Genomic DNA, 15,531 nt, shown 5'->3' with positions numbered 1-15,531 from the left:
GGACCCGCAACCCGCCGCCGCCCTAGCCACCCAACCGCAGGGGTCCGCGCGCCCAGGATGTGGTTTGGTATCGGAAGGCTGACGGGGATGGGGAACCGTACGAGCACTGCTCTCTGCCTTTGATTTTCCCCCCCATCCTTTGATTTCTGCCCGTCCGGCGAGGACGCCCTTGATCGTCGCTCGTGCCCCACAACGACCAACACGCTGGGGTTACGGGAGGCGTTGGCCGAAGATGAGGGAGGTGCCGGCTGCCACGATGAGAGCCAGTGTGCCGAGCATCAGCCAGGGGCGACTCGCGTCGTCCTCCTTGGTCTCGTACCCGATCTGCTCCCCCAACGTGTCATACACCTTCTGCAACTGCTCCGCCGTGTCCGCCTTGTGGAAATCCCCACCCGACGCCTCGGCGATCTCCTTCATCGTCTCCACGTCAGCCGGCACATTCGTGACCCGGCCCTCGTTCTCGATCGTCCCGTAGTCCGTGCCGAACGCGATCGCCGACACCGGGATCTTCGCCTTGCCAGCCCGGGTGGCGACCTCGACCGGCTCCGCGCCGACCGTCTTCTTGCCGTCCGTCATCAGCACGATCCGCGCGGGCGGCGGCCCATCGGCGCCGGTGAGCAGCTTGCCGAAGGACTCGATGGTCGCCATGGCCGCGTTCAGCGCGTCGCCGGTGGCGGTGGCGGGGCCGAGCTTGAGGGTGTCGATCGAATCGGCGACCGGCTTGCGGTCCACCGTCGGCGAGACCAGCACCACCGCGGAACCCGCGAAGGAGATCAGGCCCAGGTTGACGCCCTTGGTCAGGCCCTCGGTGAAGGACTTGGCCGACTTCTTCGCCGCGTCCAGCCGGGTCGGTTTGATGTCGGTGGCCTGCATGGACAGCGACACGTCGATGACCAGCATCACCGTGGCGCGGTTGCGGGGCACCCGCTGTTCGGAGGTCGGGCCGGTGAGGGCGACGGTGAGCAGGATCAGCGCCACCGCGAGCAGCGCTGGCGGCACGTGCCGTACCCAGTTCTGCCGCTTGGGGATGACCTTCTCGAGCAGTTCCAGGTTGGTGAAGCGCATGACGTAGCGGCGCCGGCGTCGCTGCACCAGCAGGTACACCACCACCAGCACCGCCACCGCGAGCGCCAGCAGGAACCACCAGGGCGCGGTGAATCCGCGCAGGCTGAGGCCGAACATCAGGCCACCCCTCCCGACCAGCGGCGCTTGCGGGCCACCACGAACCGGACGGTGTCGGCGACCCAGTCCGAGTCGGTGCGCAGCACCAGATGACCGGCGCCTGCACCGCGCAGCACCGCGGCCACCTGGTCCCGGTGCGCGCTCGCCGCGGCGGCGAATTCCTTGCGCAGCAACGGGGTGGTGTGCACCTCGCGCTGTTTGCCGCTCTCCGGGTCGGACAGGACGACGGTTCCCACGTCGGGCAGCTCCACGTCTCGCGGGTCGAGCACCTCGATGGCCAGCAGGTCGTGCCGGGCCGAGAGCGCGCGCAGCGGGCGCTCCCAGCTCAGCGGACCCAGGAAGTCCGAGATCACCACGGCCAGGCCACGCCTGCGCGGCGGGCGGCGCAGCTGTTCCAGGGCCAGCGCGAGGTCGCCGCGGGTGCCGTCGGGGGCGCGCTTGGTCTGCGCGATCCGGCGCAGCAGCCCGCTGCCGTGGGCGAGGCCGCCGCGCGCGGGGATGCGCTCGGTGTGCTCGCCGGTGGACACGATCGCGCCGATCCGGTTGCCGCCGCCCCCGGTCAGGTGGGTCACCGCGGACACCGCGGCCACCGCCAGCTCGCGCTTCTCGCAGGCGGCGGTGCCGAAGTCCAGGCTGGGCGACAGGTCGACCACGACCCAGGTCTCCAGTTCCCGGTCGGCCACCGTCTCCCGGATGTGCGGCACGGTGGTCCGGGCGGTGACCGCCCAGTCCATCCGGCGCACGTCGTCACCAGGCTGGTACGGCCGCGCCTCGCCCGGTTCGGTGCCCGGCCCCGGCACCAGGCCGAGGTGGTTGCCCTGCAGCAACCCGTCCAGCCTGCGCCGGACGGTCAGCTCAAGGGTGCGCAGCGCCACGTCGAGGCGGCCCTCGTCCAGCGCGGGCGGCGCCCAGGACGGCCGCTTGGCGACCGGCGCCTCCGGGACGGCCGGGGTGTCGGGGTCAGGCGTGCCGGTCACGGGCGCTGGACCGGCGCGGCCTGCGGGACGGGCGGCGGCTGCATGGGCACGCCGAGCTGCGGCTGCGGCGCCTGCGGGCGTGCGGAGACCTGCGGCAGCGGCACGGTCTGCAGCACCCGGGAGACCAGGTGGTCCATTGGCACGCCGTCGGCGAGGGCGTCGTAGGACAGGACCAGGCGGTGCCGCAGCACGTCCGGCACCACGTCCACCACGTCCTGTGGCAGCACGTAGTCCCGGCCGCGGACCAGCGCGAGCGCGCGGGCGGCGGCCACGATGCCCAGGGTGGCGCGCGGGGAGGCGCCGTAGGCGATCCAGCCCGCGACGTCGCCGAGGCCGTGCTCGTTGGGCGAGCGGGTGGCCAGCACCACCCTGACCACGTAGTCGACCAGCGCGTGGTGCACGAAGACCTTGCTGGCCACGCCCTGCAGCCGGACCAGTTCCTCCGGGCTGAGCACCTGGGACGGCTCCGGCGGGGTGACCCCCATCCGGTAGACGATCTCGCGCTCTTCCTCGGCGGTCGGGTACTCGACGATGATCTTGAACAGGAAGCGGTCGCGCTGCGCCTCGGGCAGCGGGTAGACGCCCTCGTTCTCGATCGGGTTCTGGGTGGCCAGCACCAGGAACGGGTCGGGCATCGGGAAGGTCTTGCCGCCGATGGACACGTGCCGCTCGGCCATCACCTCGAGCATGGCCGACTGCACCTTGGCGGGCGCGCGGTTGATCTCGTCGGCGAGCACGAAGTTGGCCACCACCGGGCCGAGTTCGACGTCGAAGCTCTCGCTGCCCTGCCGGTAGATCCGGGTGCCGAGGATGTCGGCAGGCACCAGGTCGGGGGTGAACTGCAGGCGGGAGAAGGAGCCGCCGACCACTCGCGCGAAGGTCTCCACCGCGAGGGTCTTGGCCACGCCGGGCACGCCCTCCAGGAGCAGGTGCCCCTTGGCGAGCAGGCCCACCAGCATGCGTTCCACCAGCCGGTCCTGGCCGACGATGACGCGCTTGACCTCGAACACGGTGCGCTCGAGCAGTTGTGCGTCGCGCGCGGGCGTGATCGCGGCCGCGCCCTCGGCGTACCCGGGCTCGGTCACTGGCGAACCTCCTAGAACGAAAGACTGTGTACCGGCACGCACCCCACTCGTGCCGGTACACAGCAAACCCCGCGTCGGGTATGACGGCTGTGAAAGATCAGGGCGAGCGAAGCGACGGGGTCGAATCGAGTCAGCCCAGCAGGACCGGCAGGGCTTCCAGCGCCCGCAGGCCGCTGATCCGCAGCTTCAGCTCTTCTTCGGGCACCGCCAGCCGCATCCCGGGGAAGCGCTCGATGAGCGCGCCGATGGCCACCTCGCCCTCCAGCTTGGCCAGCCGCGCGCCCAGGCAGAAGTGGATGCCGTACCCGAAGCCGAGGTGCTTGCCCGCGTCCCTGGTCACGTCCAGGCGGTCGGGGTCGGCGAAGACCGCCGGGTCCCGGTTGGCCAGGCTCACCCCGGCGTAGACCGCGCTGCCAGCCGGGATCACCACGCCACCGACCGGCAGGTCGGCGGTGATGGCCCGGTTGAGGCCGGGGTTGATCGGCCCGTCGAAGCGCAGGAACTCCTCCATCGCGCTGTTGCGCAGGTCGGGGCGGGTGCGCAGCAGTTCGAGCTGGTCAGGGTGGGTGAGCAGCGCGCGCGTGCCCAGTGCGATCAGGTTGGTGGTGGTCTCGTGCCCGGCGAAGATCAGCAACGCGGCCATCGCGACCATCTCCGCGTCGGTGAGGTGCTGCCCGTCGACCTCCACCGCGGCCAGGTCGCCGAGCAGGTCGCCGGCGCCCTCGCCGCGTTTGACCACGACCAGTTCACGCAGGTACTCGGCCATGTCGTTGAGCAGCCCGACGTAGGTGGGCGCGTTGGCCAGGTCGGCGAACAGCGAGGTCATCGCGTGCGACCACTCCCGGAACAGCTCCCGCCGCGCCACCGGCGCGCCGAGCAGCTCGCAGATCACCCTGATCGGCAGCTGGAAGGCGTACTCCGCCACCAGGTCCACCGGCCCGCTCCGCCGCGCCAGCTCGTCGAGCAGTTCGGCGGCGATCTGTTCGATCCGCGGTCGCAGCGCGTCCACCCGGCGGGCGCTGAAGGCACGCACCACGAGCTTGCGCTGCCGGGTGTGCTCCGGCGGGTCCAGTTGCAGCATCGAGCCGCCGATCAGCCCGGCGATGGCCATCAGCGCCTCACCGACCGGCCCCTGCGGGTTGGTCGGCACCTGCACCCGCACGGTGGCCTGCGGCGCGGCCAGCAGCGCAGTGACATCGGCGTGCCGGGTGAGCACCCACTGCTGCCGTCCGCCGATCTCCCAGAGCAGCTCCGGCGGCCGCGGCTCGGTGATCCGCGCCAAAGCCGGTCCCAGTGCCTGGATGCTCTCGACGATCTGGTCGTCCCCATACCGCGTGGTCGACATTTCCCCTCCTCAAGACCGTTCACTACGTTCGTAGTACTACCATAGCAGTGACTTTCCGGCGCGGGCACGGGCGTGCGGCAGACTGATCACGTGCCACCCCAGAACGAAGCGCGCAAGAAGCACCTGGCCGACGCCGCGATCGACGTCCTGGCCAGGGACGGCGGTCACGGGCTGACCCACCGCACGGTGGACAAACACGCCGCGGTGCCCACCGGGACGACCTCGAACTACTTCCGCACCAGGGACGCGCTCTGGGTGGCGGTGGCCAACCGGGTGGCCGAACGGCACTGGGAGATCATCAGCACCATCGAGGGCTTCCCGGAGAAGATGGCCACGCCCAACGAGGCATCCGAGGCGATCAGCCTGATGCTGACCGGGATGGCGGATGAGGGCCGGATCTTCAACCTGGCCATGCTGGAGCTGAACCTGGAGGCGATCCGGCGACCGGGCCTGCGGCCGACCCTGCACGAGCTGAACGAGCTGGTCACCCGGCAGATGGGGATCAACCACCGACTACAGGGCCTCCCGGCCGACCGGGAGACCTTGGACATGATCGGGATCTTCCTGCGCGGCCTGCAGCTGAGCATGCTGATGCCGTGGAATCTGGGCCAGGCCTACGATCCCGCGAGGCTGATCGAACGGGCTTACGGGGCCCTGCTGGCCACCGCGCCGGATCAGACCGAACTGCCCGGATCCGGATAACCGGCCCGCCAGGCGGCGAGGTCCTCCGGCGTGTCCACGTCCCGCCCCTCCCGCACGTCCGCTGGCACCTCCACCACGGTCAGCCCGCCGAAGAGCGCGCGCAAGGCCGCGCCCGCGAGGTGCTCCGGCATGGCCGCGCGCAACGCGCCGATCCGCCACACCCCGGTGAGCCACTGCCGCCTGCCCGCATCCACCAGCAGCGCGCCGTCCGCTCCGTCCACTTCGGACAGTGCGGCGCGCAGCCGGGACACCGTGGCGGCGGTGACACCCGGTTGGTCGGCGGCCAGTACCGCCACCAGACCCTCCGATGTGGACAGTCGGGACAGTCCGGCCCCCAGTGCCGCGAGCGGTCCCGATCCGACTGGTTCCTCACGTGTCCAGGACACCGGGCGGGTCACCGTCCGTTGTGGACCGACCACCACCACGCGCTCCGCCGCCGCGACGGCGTCCAGCGCGTGGTCCAGCAGGCTGCGTCCGCCGAGCCGCAGGGCCGGTTTGTCCACGCCGTGCAATCGGCTCGCCCGTCCCCCGGCGAGCACCACGGCGTCCCAGCGTGTCATCGACGATCAGCCCGCCGCCCGCAACGCGGCCACGGCCTCGGCCAGGTCGGGGTCGCTGGCGGCCTTGTCCAGTGCGGAGCTGAGCGTCTCCCGGTAGACCGGTTCGGCCAGTGCCTGGCGTTCCCTGCCTTCCGGGGTGAGCATCGAGTACACCCCGCGCCGGTCGTTCTCGCAGGGGTCCCGCACGGTCAGCCCGGCCTCCTCCAGCCGCGCGACCAGCCTGGACACCGAACTCTGGTTGAGCCCGATGGCGTCGGCGAGCACCTGCATGCGCAGGCTGCACCCGTCCACCTCGGCCAGCCTGCTCAGCGCCCGGTACTCGGTCAGCCCGAGCCCGAACCGCCGTTGCAACGCCTTGGCCAGCTCCTGCTCGATCCGCCCGTGCAGGGTGATCACCCGTCGCCAGGCCGGTTCGTCGACCGCGTCCCGCGCGGTCGTCGTCGTGTTCTTCGCTGTCACTGTCTTCCCCACAACCACGCCCCTTGACCGGAGCCTACCTCCGGTGCCAGTATCCAACTCGGCCGAAGTACATGTAGGTGCATGCATCTACTATATCCCCTAGGAAGGTCCCCGTTCTATGCGCTCGTTCCTGTTCCTCCTCGGCAGCTCACGCCTGGGTGGTAACACAGAGACATTGGCACGTAACGCTGCGGAAAATCTCCCTACGAACGTCGAGCAACAGTGGTTCAACCTCGCCACGCTGCCCCTGACGGACTACGCGGACCGCCGCCATGTGCCGGGCAATCGTCTGCACCCGGCACCGGAGGGCAACGAGAAACTCCTGCTGGACGCCACGGTGGCGGCCACCGACATCGTGATCGCCTCGCCGACCTACTGGTACACGGTGTCCTCCTCGACCAAGCGCTACCTCGATTATTGGAGTGATTGGTTCGATATCGAGGAGCTGGGCTTCAAGGGCCGGATGGCCGGGAAGCGACTGTGGGTGATCACCGCGCTGAGCGAGGAGCCGCACCAGGCGGACGCGCTGATCGACACGCTCCGGCGTTCGGCGGAGTACCTGAAGATGGAGTTCGCGGGGGCGTTGACCGGCAACGGCAGCAAGCCGGACGACGTGCTGGCCGACACCGAGGCGATGGCCAACGCGAAGGTGTTCTTCGCTTCGGTCTGAGTGGGTGAACTGGGGGTTTGCCCGCTCTCATCGTGGAGAGCGGGCAACACCGTCGACGTAGATCTCGATGTCCCGGCCGTCCAGCGGGCTCAGGTCGATGGGGCCGCAGCGGGACAGGTAAAGCGTGGTCAGCGGCAGGGCGGCGAGCGGCGCGGCCGAGGGCAGTTCGCCCTTGTAGAGCCGCAGTCTGCGCAGTGCCGGGAAGCGCTCGGCGATCTGTTCGACGCACCGCGGATCGGTCCACCGACTCAGCTGCAAGGAACGGACCTCCCGCAACGGGCGACCAGTGGACGAGTCGAAGTTCGACACATTCTCCAACGACAGCTGTTCAAGGCTCGGCAGGTCTTCCAGCAAGGCGTAGTCGGTGATCCGTTCCAAGCCGACGAGCTTCAAGGTGCGCAGTCCGGGGAGCGCCCGCACGAACTCCAGGTTTTGCCACGGTTCCAGCTGGCGCAACGTCAACTCGGTCAGTTCGGGGAGCTGAGTCAGCGCTTCGAGCGTCAGGTAGTGCGCGGCGCCCATCAGGTACAGGAGTCGGAGCCGGGGGTGTTCGGCGAGCGGACTCAGGTCGGCTGGCCGTCCGTCAAACCGGAACCACAGGGTGTCGAAGAGCGGCAGGCCGGTGAGCGCGTCCAGGCCGCTGGCTTGGGGCTCGGCGAACAGCACCATCACCTCGGTCATCCGTTGCAGCTTCCGTAGGTGCGGCAGGAACCGGCCCTCGGCGATCCCGATCTGGCCGTTGATCAGTGGTGCGTCGGTCAGGACCTCCTCGGCGTAGCGGGCCGGGTCGAACATCCGCCAGGCCAGGATCAGTTCCTGCTGCACGCAGCCCCGGGGATCCTGGACATAGCCCGCCAACCGGGTCAGCGCCTCGGCGGTACCGGTGAGCGCGACGGCCCGGACGGTCGCTGCCGCAACAGCATCCGACAGTTTGTCCACTGTGGACGGTAGGTAGCGCAGCAGGCGGTGGCCGATGGCGGCCAGGGACTCGGTTTCCCGGATGCCGCGCGGTGGCACCAGGTGGGTGCGGATCAGCGTGTCGAGGCGGTCGTGCAGGCCGGCGTCGATCTCCTGCACGGTTTCCAGGCAGGCCGCGGCGAGCAGGCGCAGTTTCCTGGCGCGGCGGGGTTCGTGGTCGGCGCGGTCCAGGATCTGGGTGAGTAGTTCGTCGGCCTGGGTGCGTTTGGCGTGTCCGGCGGCCATCACCACGGTCTCCCACCAGGCGTCCAGGTGGGCGTGCGCGACCAGGGTGTCGATGTGGTCCTGTTCGGTGGCCTCGCTGGCGGCGAGGTACTCCTGGAAGGTGCGGTGCAGGAAGTCGACCCGGCCTGGCACGGGTTCGCGTAGCACGCCACTGCGTTCCAGGAGGTGGTCGAGGATTTCCGGGGCTGGTTCGGTGACGTTGGGCATGGCCGGGAGTTTGCGGGCGATGTGGTCGAGGGCCTTGTCTCTGGGCAGTTCGATCCGGTTGGCCAGGGTGAGCCGCCAGGCGATGTCGCGCAGCAGCACCCGTTTCTGGGCGACGTCGAGGAGTCCGGCGATGCGGCGTTTGGCGTCCCGGATGTCCAGGAGCATGGCCAGGGCGCGTTCGTAGAGTTCCATCCGGCTGCGCGGCAGATCAGCCACGTGGTCCAGGTTGAGCGCGCAGAGCAGGGCGCACAGCAGTGGGTTGGCGGCCAGTGCGCGGAGCTGGGGGCGGGTGGTGAACTGGTTGAGCAGGCGTTGCCGGGCGGCCGGCAGGTCACCGGGTGCGCAGGGCAGGAACCTGGCCTGCTCGGCGGCGGTGTGCCAGCGTTCGATGAACCGGCGGATGTCGTCGCCGGTCATCGGTTCCAGCAGGACGGCCCGGAATCCCTCGTCGGCCAGCCATTTCTCCTCCACCGCGGCGGGCCGGGCGGTGACCACGATCCGGGCCAGGGGGAACTCGGCGACCAGCTGCCGCAGCCAGTTGCGCACCTCGGCGCGTTGTCCGGCGGGCACTTCGTCGACCCCGTCCAGGAGCACGAGTCCGGTGCCGTCGCTGAGCCGCCGGTGCGCCCAGCCTTCGGGCATCTCGGCCCCGCGCATCGGCCAGGCGTGCGTGAGCAGTTGTTCCGGCTGGGGCAGCTGTCCCGCGGCGAAACTGCGTAGCCGCACCGGGAACGGCACGCACCCGTTCCACTCGGCGAGCTGCCCGGTGAAGTGCCCGCGGGCCGCGGTGACCGCCAGCCAGTCCAGGAGGGTGGTCTTGCCGGATCCGGCCTCGCCGCGGACCAGGGTGCGTTCGGCAGCCCCGATGGCGGCTTCGACCCGTCCGCTGACCGGGCCGCGCTCGCCGTCGCCGAACCAGCGTCCGTCGGCGAGTTCCCGCCGGGCCCGCGGTTGTGCCGACTCGGACACCGACAGGCTCAGGTAGGCCACGCTCAACGCCAGCCGCGGCTGCTCCTGCATGGTGAGTCCGAGCAGTTCCAGTCTGTCCAAAGTGGACTGGAGGTGCCGCAGTTACCCGGCGGTGAACTCGGCGTCGTGCCCGGTGCCGCGTGGGGCGTGCAGGGTGGAGCGCGGAATCCGGGCCAGCACCTCGTCGAGCTGCCCGCTCAACGCGCCCAGCCGCCCCAGCGCCTCGGCCAGGGCGCGGGGCTGGAAGGCGGGCAGCCAGCGCACGACCTCGACCAGGTACCGGCAGCTCTGGTCCAGGGCGACTTCGTAGAGCCGCGCCCCGTCCTCGGACAGCCCCGCCACCCGGACCTGCCCCGGACACACCGAACGCACGTGCGCGGCCAGCTTGTCGGCGTCCAGGTCGACGCCCAGGAGCAGGTCGTCGGCGAGTTCGACCTCGGCCAGGGCGTCCCCGGCGGCGTCCATGGCGGCCTGGATCTCGTTGGCCGGCAGGCCGGGGAAGCGGTTGTCCAGGAGGGGTTCGAGGCGTTCGGCGACCTGGAGGCCGAGGTTGTTGAGGAAGTTGTCCCACTTGCGCAGGTGCAGGGGGCTGGCGAGTTGTTCGGCGGCCAGCTCGGCGAGGGAGGAGACGCGTTCCTTCTGCTCGCGGTGCTTGCGCAGCCAGGCGGCCGCGGCCCGGGTGGCCACGGTCTGGCCGAGCTTGAGCACTTCCACGCCGCTGATCACGGACTCCCCAGGTTGTGGTCGCTTCGCCGGATATCCAACTTCCGCAACGACAACCGCTCCAGCGGGGCCAGGGTGCGTGCGGTACACCGGTCGATAATCAGTATTTCCAGGTTGGGTAACAGGTCCGGAATTCGTTCAAGCGCATCGGAACCCGCCTCGCCCAACACCAGCCGACGGATGCTCGGCCAGGCCCGCCCAGAACTGCTCGCCAGACTCACTCGGGACCAAAGATTCAAGGACCGCAGTGAGTTCATATCGTCAAGTGGGGAATAGTCGTCGATCTGCTCGAGTTGGTCCAGCGACAGGGTCAACAGGTTGGGCAGTGCACGCAGGAACCGGATATCAGCCATGGGTTCGTACTGGAACAGCGCTAGGTGAACCAGCTCGGGTAACCGGGCTAGCACGTCATGCCGCTGGTAGCCCGCGGTGGAAAAGAGGTGCACGGTGTGCAGGAGTGGATGCTCGGCCAGCGGTTCCAGATCAACGGTCTCGTGCTGGAGTTCAAGATTCACCGCAGTGAGTTTGGGCAGACCGGTAATGATGTCCAGTGGCGCCAAGCGGCGACCCGAGTCCAGGTCGAGCCACAGGCTGCGCAGCCGGGTGAGCCGGTCCACGAACGGCAGCAGGTGTTCGTCCCGGACGCGAATGACCCCGTCCCGCAACGGAGCCTCGGCCAGCACCTCCTCGGCGTAGCGCTGCGGCTCGAAGTACCGCCAAGCCTGGGCCAGCTCTTCCTGCACACGATGCCGCGGATCCCGCGCATATCCGCGCAGCAACGCCAATGCTTCCTGATTCTCGGTGAAGGCCGCCGCCCGCACGGTCGCCGCAGCCGAAGCCTCGGACAACTCGTCCACAGTGGACGGAAAGTACCGCAGCACCCGATGCCCAATGGCGGCAAGCGATCCCGCCTCGCGAACACTCCGCGGCGGCACCAGATGCTGCTCGATCAACGAGTCCACCCGAGCCCGAACCGCCGGATCCAGCTCCTCCACCGTCTCCAAACAAGCAGCCGCCAGCAACCGCAAATGCCTGGCCCGCCGAGGTTCCCCCGCCGCCCGATCCAGGATCTCGGTCAACAACAGATCCGCCTGCGTGCGCTTCGCATGCCCGCAAGCCATCACGATGGTCTCCCACCACACGTCCAGATGCGCCTGCGAGGCCAGCTTCTCGATCCGCCCCTGCTCGGTCGCCTCACTCGCGGCCAGGTACTCCTGAAACGTCCGGTGCACGAAGTCCACCGTGCCCGGCACCGGTTCCCGCAACACGCCACTGCGTTCCAGCAGGTGGTCCAGGATCCGATCCGCGGACTCGGTCACGTTGGGCATCGCGGGCAACTTGCGGGCCACGTGCTCCTCGGCTCGAGACCGGGAGAGTTCGATGCGGTTGGCCTCGGTGAGTCGCCAGGCCAGGTCGCGCAGCAGGACGCGTTTCTGGGCCACGTCGAGCATCCCGGCGATGCCGCGTTTGACGTCCCTGGTCTCCAGCAACATCTCCAGGGCCCTGCGGTACAGCTCCATCCGGTTGCGTGGGAGTTCGGTGGCCTGGTCCAGGTTGAGCGCGCACAGCATGGCGGCCAGCAACGGGTTCGCGGCCAGGGTGCGCAGGTGTGGGCGGCTGGCGAACTGGTTGCGCAGGCGGCGCTGGGCGGCGGGTAGTTCGGCGGGGTCGCAGGGCAGGGAGTGCGCGCGGTGGGCGGCCTCGTGCCAGCGGGCGACGAACTGGTCGAGGTCCTCGCGGTTCATCGGTTCCAGGGTGACCGCGGCGAAACCCTCTGCGGCCAGCCATTTCGCCTCGGCCGCGGCGGGGCGGGCGGTGACCACGATCCGGGCCTGCGGGAACTCGCGGGCCAGTTCGGCCAGCCAGGCGTGCACCTGCGGCCGCCGGGCGGCAGGCACCTCGTCCACGCCGTCGACCAGCAGCAGCGCGCTGCCCTCGTCGAGGCGGCGGTGCACCCACAGTTCGGGCATCTCGGCGGCGCGGCTGGGCCAGGCGTCCCGGAGGAACTGTTCGGGGCGGGGCAGTTCGCCGGTGGCGTGCGCGCGCAGCCGGATCACGAAGGGCACGCAGGAGTTCCAGTCCGCGAGCTGTTCGGTGAAGGCGGCGCGGGCGGCGGTGACGGCGAGCCAGTGCAGCAGCGTGGTCTTGCCGGAACCGGCCTCACCGCGGACGAAACTGCGGTCCGCGGCGCCGATCGCGGCCTCCACCCGGCCGGTACTGGTGGTCTCCTCGCCGGTCTCGGCGAACCAGTGCCGGTCCGGGCGGCGGCGGGTGGACCGGCTGCGGCGGTCCAGGGTGCTGGACACGCTCAGGCTCAGGTACGCCATGCTCAGCGCCAGTTTCGGCTGTTCGTGCGTTGCCAGTCCGAGCAGCAGCACACTGTCCAATGTGGACTCGATGTGCCGCAGGTAGGCGGCGGTGAACTCGGCGTCGTGCCGGGTGCCGCGGGGCGCGTGCAGGGTGGAGCGCGGGACCCTTGCCAGGAGTTCGTCGAGCTGGGCGGTCTGCGTGGTCAGCCGGGACAGGGTTTCGGCCAGGGCGCGCGGTGGCAGTGCGGGCAGGTGCTGGATGACCTGGGTCAGGTAGCGGCAGGACTGGTCCAGGGCGATGTCGTAGAGCTGGGCGGCGGGTTCGGCCAGGCCGCTGGGCGGTGGGCGGACCGAGCGGACGTGTGCGGCGAGCTTGTCCCCGTCGGCGTCGACGGCGAAGAGCAGCTCGTCGGTCAGTTCGACCTCGGCCAGTGCGTCCCCGGCCCCGGCCAGCGCGGCGGCGATCTCGTTGCCGGGCAGGGATTTGAACCGGGTGGCCAGGACCAGTTCCAGGCGTTCGGCGACCTGTCCGCCGACGTTGCCGAGCAGCCGGTTGAGCTTGTCCCGCTGCACCGGACCGGCGAGTTCGGCCGCGGCCAGTTCGGCCAGACTGGCAGTGCGCTGCTGGCGGGCCCGGTGCCTGCGCAGCCACGCGGTCACCGCCTTCTCCGCGATGATCTTGCCAAGGTCGAGCAGTTCCAGCCCGCTGATGACAGCCTCCCCCCGCCTCCGGTGCCGTGCGCAGTCTGTCGAACGCCGGCCCGGCCCGGTTAGCGAACCGGCAGGAATGTCAGTCGTTCGGCCTACCCTCCCGGGCATGAGCGCAACTCCCCCACGCCCACTGGCGCCGGGTGACATCGTGACCGCCTTCAGCGAGCACCTCGGCGAGTGGACCGCGGCCCAGATCACCGGGTTCCTCCCGGAGTCGGAGCTGGCCGCGGTGCTGCAACTGGACTGGTCCGGCCCTGAGCCGACCTCGCTGGCCGATCTGGGCGAGGTCCGGCCGCTGCGGCTGAGCCACCACAACTGGACCGGCGACCTGGTGCACACCAACTGGGAGTGGGTGCTGCCGCGCAGCCACCGGGTGCTCGGCTCGCTGCCGCTGCTGGGCCCCGAACAGACCAACTCCTACGGCAGCGGCTGGTACCTCGGGCACCAGCTCGCCACGCAGCGCCGCTGGGACGCCCAGGACACCGAGGAGCCGGTCACGCCGTGGGCGGCCGAGTACACCGCCGCCGAGATCGGCCAGGTCGAGCCGGATCCGGCGCTGCGCTGGCTGACCGTTCGCACCATCACCGAGCTGGACTGCGCGCCGCTGGTCGCCGCCTTCCCCAACCTCCAGCAGCTGAGTCTGAGCGGCCGGATGGGCAAGCTGGTCAACGCGGCCGCGTTCAACGAGCTGGCCGGGCTGCGCCGGCTGGAGATCCGCGAGCTGTTCGGCATGACCGCGGCCGATTGCCTGCTGCCGCAACGGGTTCCGCGGATCGAGCTGATCTACCTGTACGGCATCCCGGCCGACTACGCCACCGCCACCCGCCGCGAGTGGAAGCCGGAGATCCCGCAGGGCGTGCAGCTGACCATCCGCGGCGCCCGCAAACCCGAGTGGGTGGCGGAGAACCTGGACAACCCGTTGCGGGACTGGGACGGTCGGCCCGACATCAGCGCGGCCCTGTACCAGGAGTCGATCACCCAGTTCAAGCAGACCAGGCGCGCGGTGCTGGCCGTGCTCGCCGATCCCGGGGCGGACCGGCGCACCCGGCTGGTGGAGATCGGCCGGGAGTACGGCGAGAAGTTCAACGAGCTGGACGAGCGCGGGGAATTCATCATGACGGTGGAGCGCGAGGAGCTGTTCGACGCACTGGCGCAGATCGTGGGCGAGCAGCAGCAGGAGGCGTTGGACCTGCTGTGCGAGGGGGTGGAGCTGGTGCGCGACTGGTGAGCGCGATTGTCGGCCATCCGGCCTACGCTCCGGGACATGAGCCCAACGCCGCCGCGGCCGATCGCGCCTGGTGACATCGTGGCCGCGCACAGCGAGCACCTCGGCGAGTGGACCGCGGCCCAGATCACCGACCTGGACCCGGACCGGCAGACCGCCGGGGTGCTGGAGCTGGACTGGTCCGGCCCCGAACCGTCCTCGGTGGCCGAGCTGGGCGAGGTCGGTCCACTGCGCCTGGGGCACACCGACGCGGGGGTGGAGGTGCTGGCCCGCGGCAACCAGGAGTGGTTGCTGCCACGGAGTTTCCGGGTGCTCGGCTCGCTGCCGCTGCTGGTGTCCGAGGGCTATGACGGCTACTCCTCGGGCTGGCACCTCGGTTCCCGGCTGGCGCAGAGCAGGCGGCTGCGGGCGGGGGTCACCGAGGAGCAGCCCACGCCGTGGCGGCTCGAACCACGCGCGGCCGAACTGGCCGGACTGCTCGCGGCCGGGCCACGTCCCGAGGTGCGCTGGCTGCACGTTCGCGGGGTGCGGGACCTCGATCTCGCGCGGCTGGCCGAGGTGTTCCCGAACCTGCGCCGCCTGGAACTCGGCGGCGACCTGGGCACCCTGCGGCACGCGGGCGCGCTCAACGAGCTGACCGGGCTGCGCCGGGTGCGCCTGGACGACCTGTTCGGCATGACCGCCGCCGATTGCCTGCTGCCGCAACGGGTTCCGCAGATCGAGGCGATCGAACTGGACGGCATCCCGGCCGAGTACGCCACCGCGATCCGCAAGCGCTGGAAGCCGGAGATCCCGCAGGGTGTGCGCCTGGAGATCCGCGGCGCCCGCAAACCGGAGTGGGTGGCGGAGAACCGGGACAACCCGTTGCGCGACTGGGATCGCCGCGACGGCATCAGCGAGACCCGGTTCGCCAAGGCGTTCAACCAGTACAAGGTGACCCGGCGCGCGGTGCTGGCCGTGCTCGCCGACCACGCCGCCGACCGGCAGGCCCAGCTGGCCGAGATCGGGCGTGAGTACGGCGAGCTGTTCAACCGCCTGGATGGCCGGAGCCCGTTCATCGGCGCGGTCGAACGCGAGGAGCTGTTCGAGGCGCTGGCCGCGATCGCGCCGGACCAGCCGGAGGTGACCAAGGCCCTGGCGGCCGGGGTGGACGCGGTACGCGACTGGTGAGCGGCCGAAATCCGCGCGCGCTCCCGGGTGTGGC

General features: G+C 70.3%; 13 protein-coding genes. 4 read left to right on the top strand and 9 right to left on the bottom strand.

From position 1 onward, the window contains the following. Positions 1–210: 210 nt before the first annotated feature. The 4 genes from HNR67_RS18875 to HNR67_RS18860 all read right to left on the bottom strand — a co-directional run bounded on the left by HNR67_RS18875 (position 211) and on the right by HNR67_RS18860 (position 4,589). Positions 211–1,182: a VWA domain-containing protein gene (locus tag HNR67_RS18875; RefSeq protein ID WP_185003567.1), complete on the bottom strand. Its 972-nt coding sequence runs from the start codon at positions 1,180–1,182 to the stop codon at positions 211–213. Beyond that, a complete protein-coding gene (locus HNR67_RS18870; protein WP_185003566.1) occupies positions 1,182–2,159 on the bottom strand; it encodes a DUF58 domain-containing protein in 978 nt (325 codons plus the stop codon). Before HNR67_RS18870 ends, HNR67_RS18875 begins: the two co-directional genes overlap by 1 nt. Then, positions 2,156–3,244: an AAA family ATPase gene (locus tag HNR67_RS18865; RefSeq protein ID WP_185003565.1), complete on the bottom strand. Its 1,089-nt coding sequence runs from the start codon at positions 3,242–3,244 to the stop codon at positions 2,156–2,158. The genes HNR67_RS18870 and HNR67_RS18865 overlap by 4 nt, the downstream gene beginning before the upstream one ends. Positions 3,245–3,374: 130 nt before the next feature. Further along, positions 3,375–4,589, bottom strand: coding sequence for a cytochrome P450 family protein (locus tag HNR67_RS18860; protein WP_185003564.1), 1,215 nt, complete (start codon positions 4,587–4,589; stop codon positions 3,375–3,377). A gap of 90 nt (positions 4,590–4,679) precedes the next feature. Between HNR67_RS18860 and HNR67_RS18855 the strand changes: the two genes are divergently transcribed. After that, on the top strand, positions 4,680–5,291 hold the full coding sequence (locus HNR67_RS18855; protein ID WP_185003563.1) for a TetR/AcrR family transcriptional regulator: 612 nt from the start codon (positions 4,680–4,682) through the stop codon (positions 5,289–5,291). On the opposite strand, the gene mobA is transcribed toward HNR67_RS18855, so the two are convergent. Both mobA and HNR67_RS44535 read right to left on the bottom strand, forming a co-directional pair. After that, a complete protein-coding gene (gene mobA / locus HNR67_RS18850) occupies positions 5,264–5,851 on the bottom strand; it encodes a molybdenum cofactor guanylyltransferase (RefSeq protein WP_185003562.1) in 588 nt (195 codons plus the stop codon). The genes HNR67_RS18855 and mobA overlap by 28 nt on opposite strands. A gap of 6 nt (positions 5,852–5,857) precedes the next feature. Next, positions 5,858–6,310, bottom strand: coding sequence for a MarR family winged helix-turn-helix transcriptional regulator (locus HNR67_RS44535; RefSeq protein ID WP_312987575.1), 453 nt, complete (start codon positions 6,308–6,310; stop codon positions 5,858–5,860). 118 nt (positions 6,311–6,428) lie between these two features. Here HNR67_RS44535 and HNR67_RS18840 point away from each other — a divergent pair, with 118 nt between their 5' ends. Next, positions 6,429–6,980, top strand: coding sequence for a flavodoxin family protein (locus HNR67_RS18840; protein ID WP_185003560.1), 552 nt, complete (start codon positions 6,429–6,431; stop codon positions 6,978–6,980). A gap of 27 nt (positions 6,981–7,007) precedes the next feature. On the opposite strand, the gene HNR67_RS18835 is transcribed toward HNR67_RS18840, so the two are convergent. Genes HNR67_RS18835 through HNR67_RS18825 form a run of 3 tightly spaced genes read right to left on the bottom strand, consistent with a single transcriptional unit; the run spans position 7,008 to position 13,210 of the window. Further along, positions 7,008–9,440 carry an NACHT domain-containing protein gene (locus HNR67_RS18835; protein ID WP_185003559.1) on the bottom strand — a complete coding sequence of 811 codons (2,433 nt, stop codon included), beginning with the start codon at positions 9,438–9,440 and terminating at the stop codon, positions 7,008–7,010. 21 nt (positions 9,441–9,461) lie between these two features. Continuing rightward, positions 9,462–10,085 carry an NACHT N-terminal Helical domain 1-containing protein gene (locus tag HNR67_RS18830; RefSeq protein ID WP_185003558.1) on the bottom strand — a complete coding sequence of 208 codons (624 nt, stop codon included), beginning with the start codon at positions 10,083–10,085 and terminating at the stop codon, positions 9,462–9,464. Next, the gene (locus HNR67_RS18825; RefSeq protein ID WP_407645134.1) at positions 10,082–13,210 is read right to left on the bottom strand and encodes an NACHT domain-containing protein; all 3,129 of its coding nucleotides are present in this window, start codon (positions 13,208–13,210) and stop codon (positions 10,082–10,084) included. The genes HNR67_RS18830 and HNR67_RS18825 overlap by 4 nt, the downstream gene beginning before the upstream one ends. Between HNR67_RS18825 and HNR67_RS18820 the strand changes: the two genes are divergently transcribed. Both HNR67_RS18820 and HNR67_RS18815 read left to right on the top strand, forming a co-directional pair. Continuing rightward, complete coding sequence (locus HNR67_RS18820; protein ID WP_185003556.1) at positions 13,209–14,330, top strand: hypothetical protein; 1,122 nt, start codon at positions 13,209–13,211, stop codon at positions 14,328–14,330. The genes HNR67_RS18825 and HNR67_RS18820 overlap by 2 nt on opposite strands. A gap of 36 nt (positions 14,331–14,366) precedes the next feature. Continuing rightward, the gene (locus HNR67_RS18815; RefSeq protein WP_185003555.1) at positions 14,367–15,497 is read left to right on the top strand and encodes a hypothetical protein; all 1,131 of its coding nucleotides are present in this window, start codon (positions 14,367–14,369) and stop codon (positions 15,495–15,497) included. The last annotated feature ends 34 nt before the right edge of the window (positions 15,498–15,531 follow it).

Origin of the sequence: Crossiella cryophila, assembly GCF_014204915.1 — a bacterium.
Lineage (GTDB): Bacteria > Actinomycetota > Actinomycetes > Mycobacteriales > Pseudonocardiaceae > Crossiella > Crossiella cryophila.
This window is presented reverse-complemented; position numbering and strand designations above follow the sequence as displayed.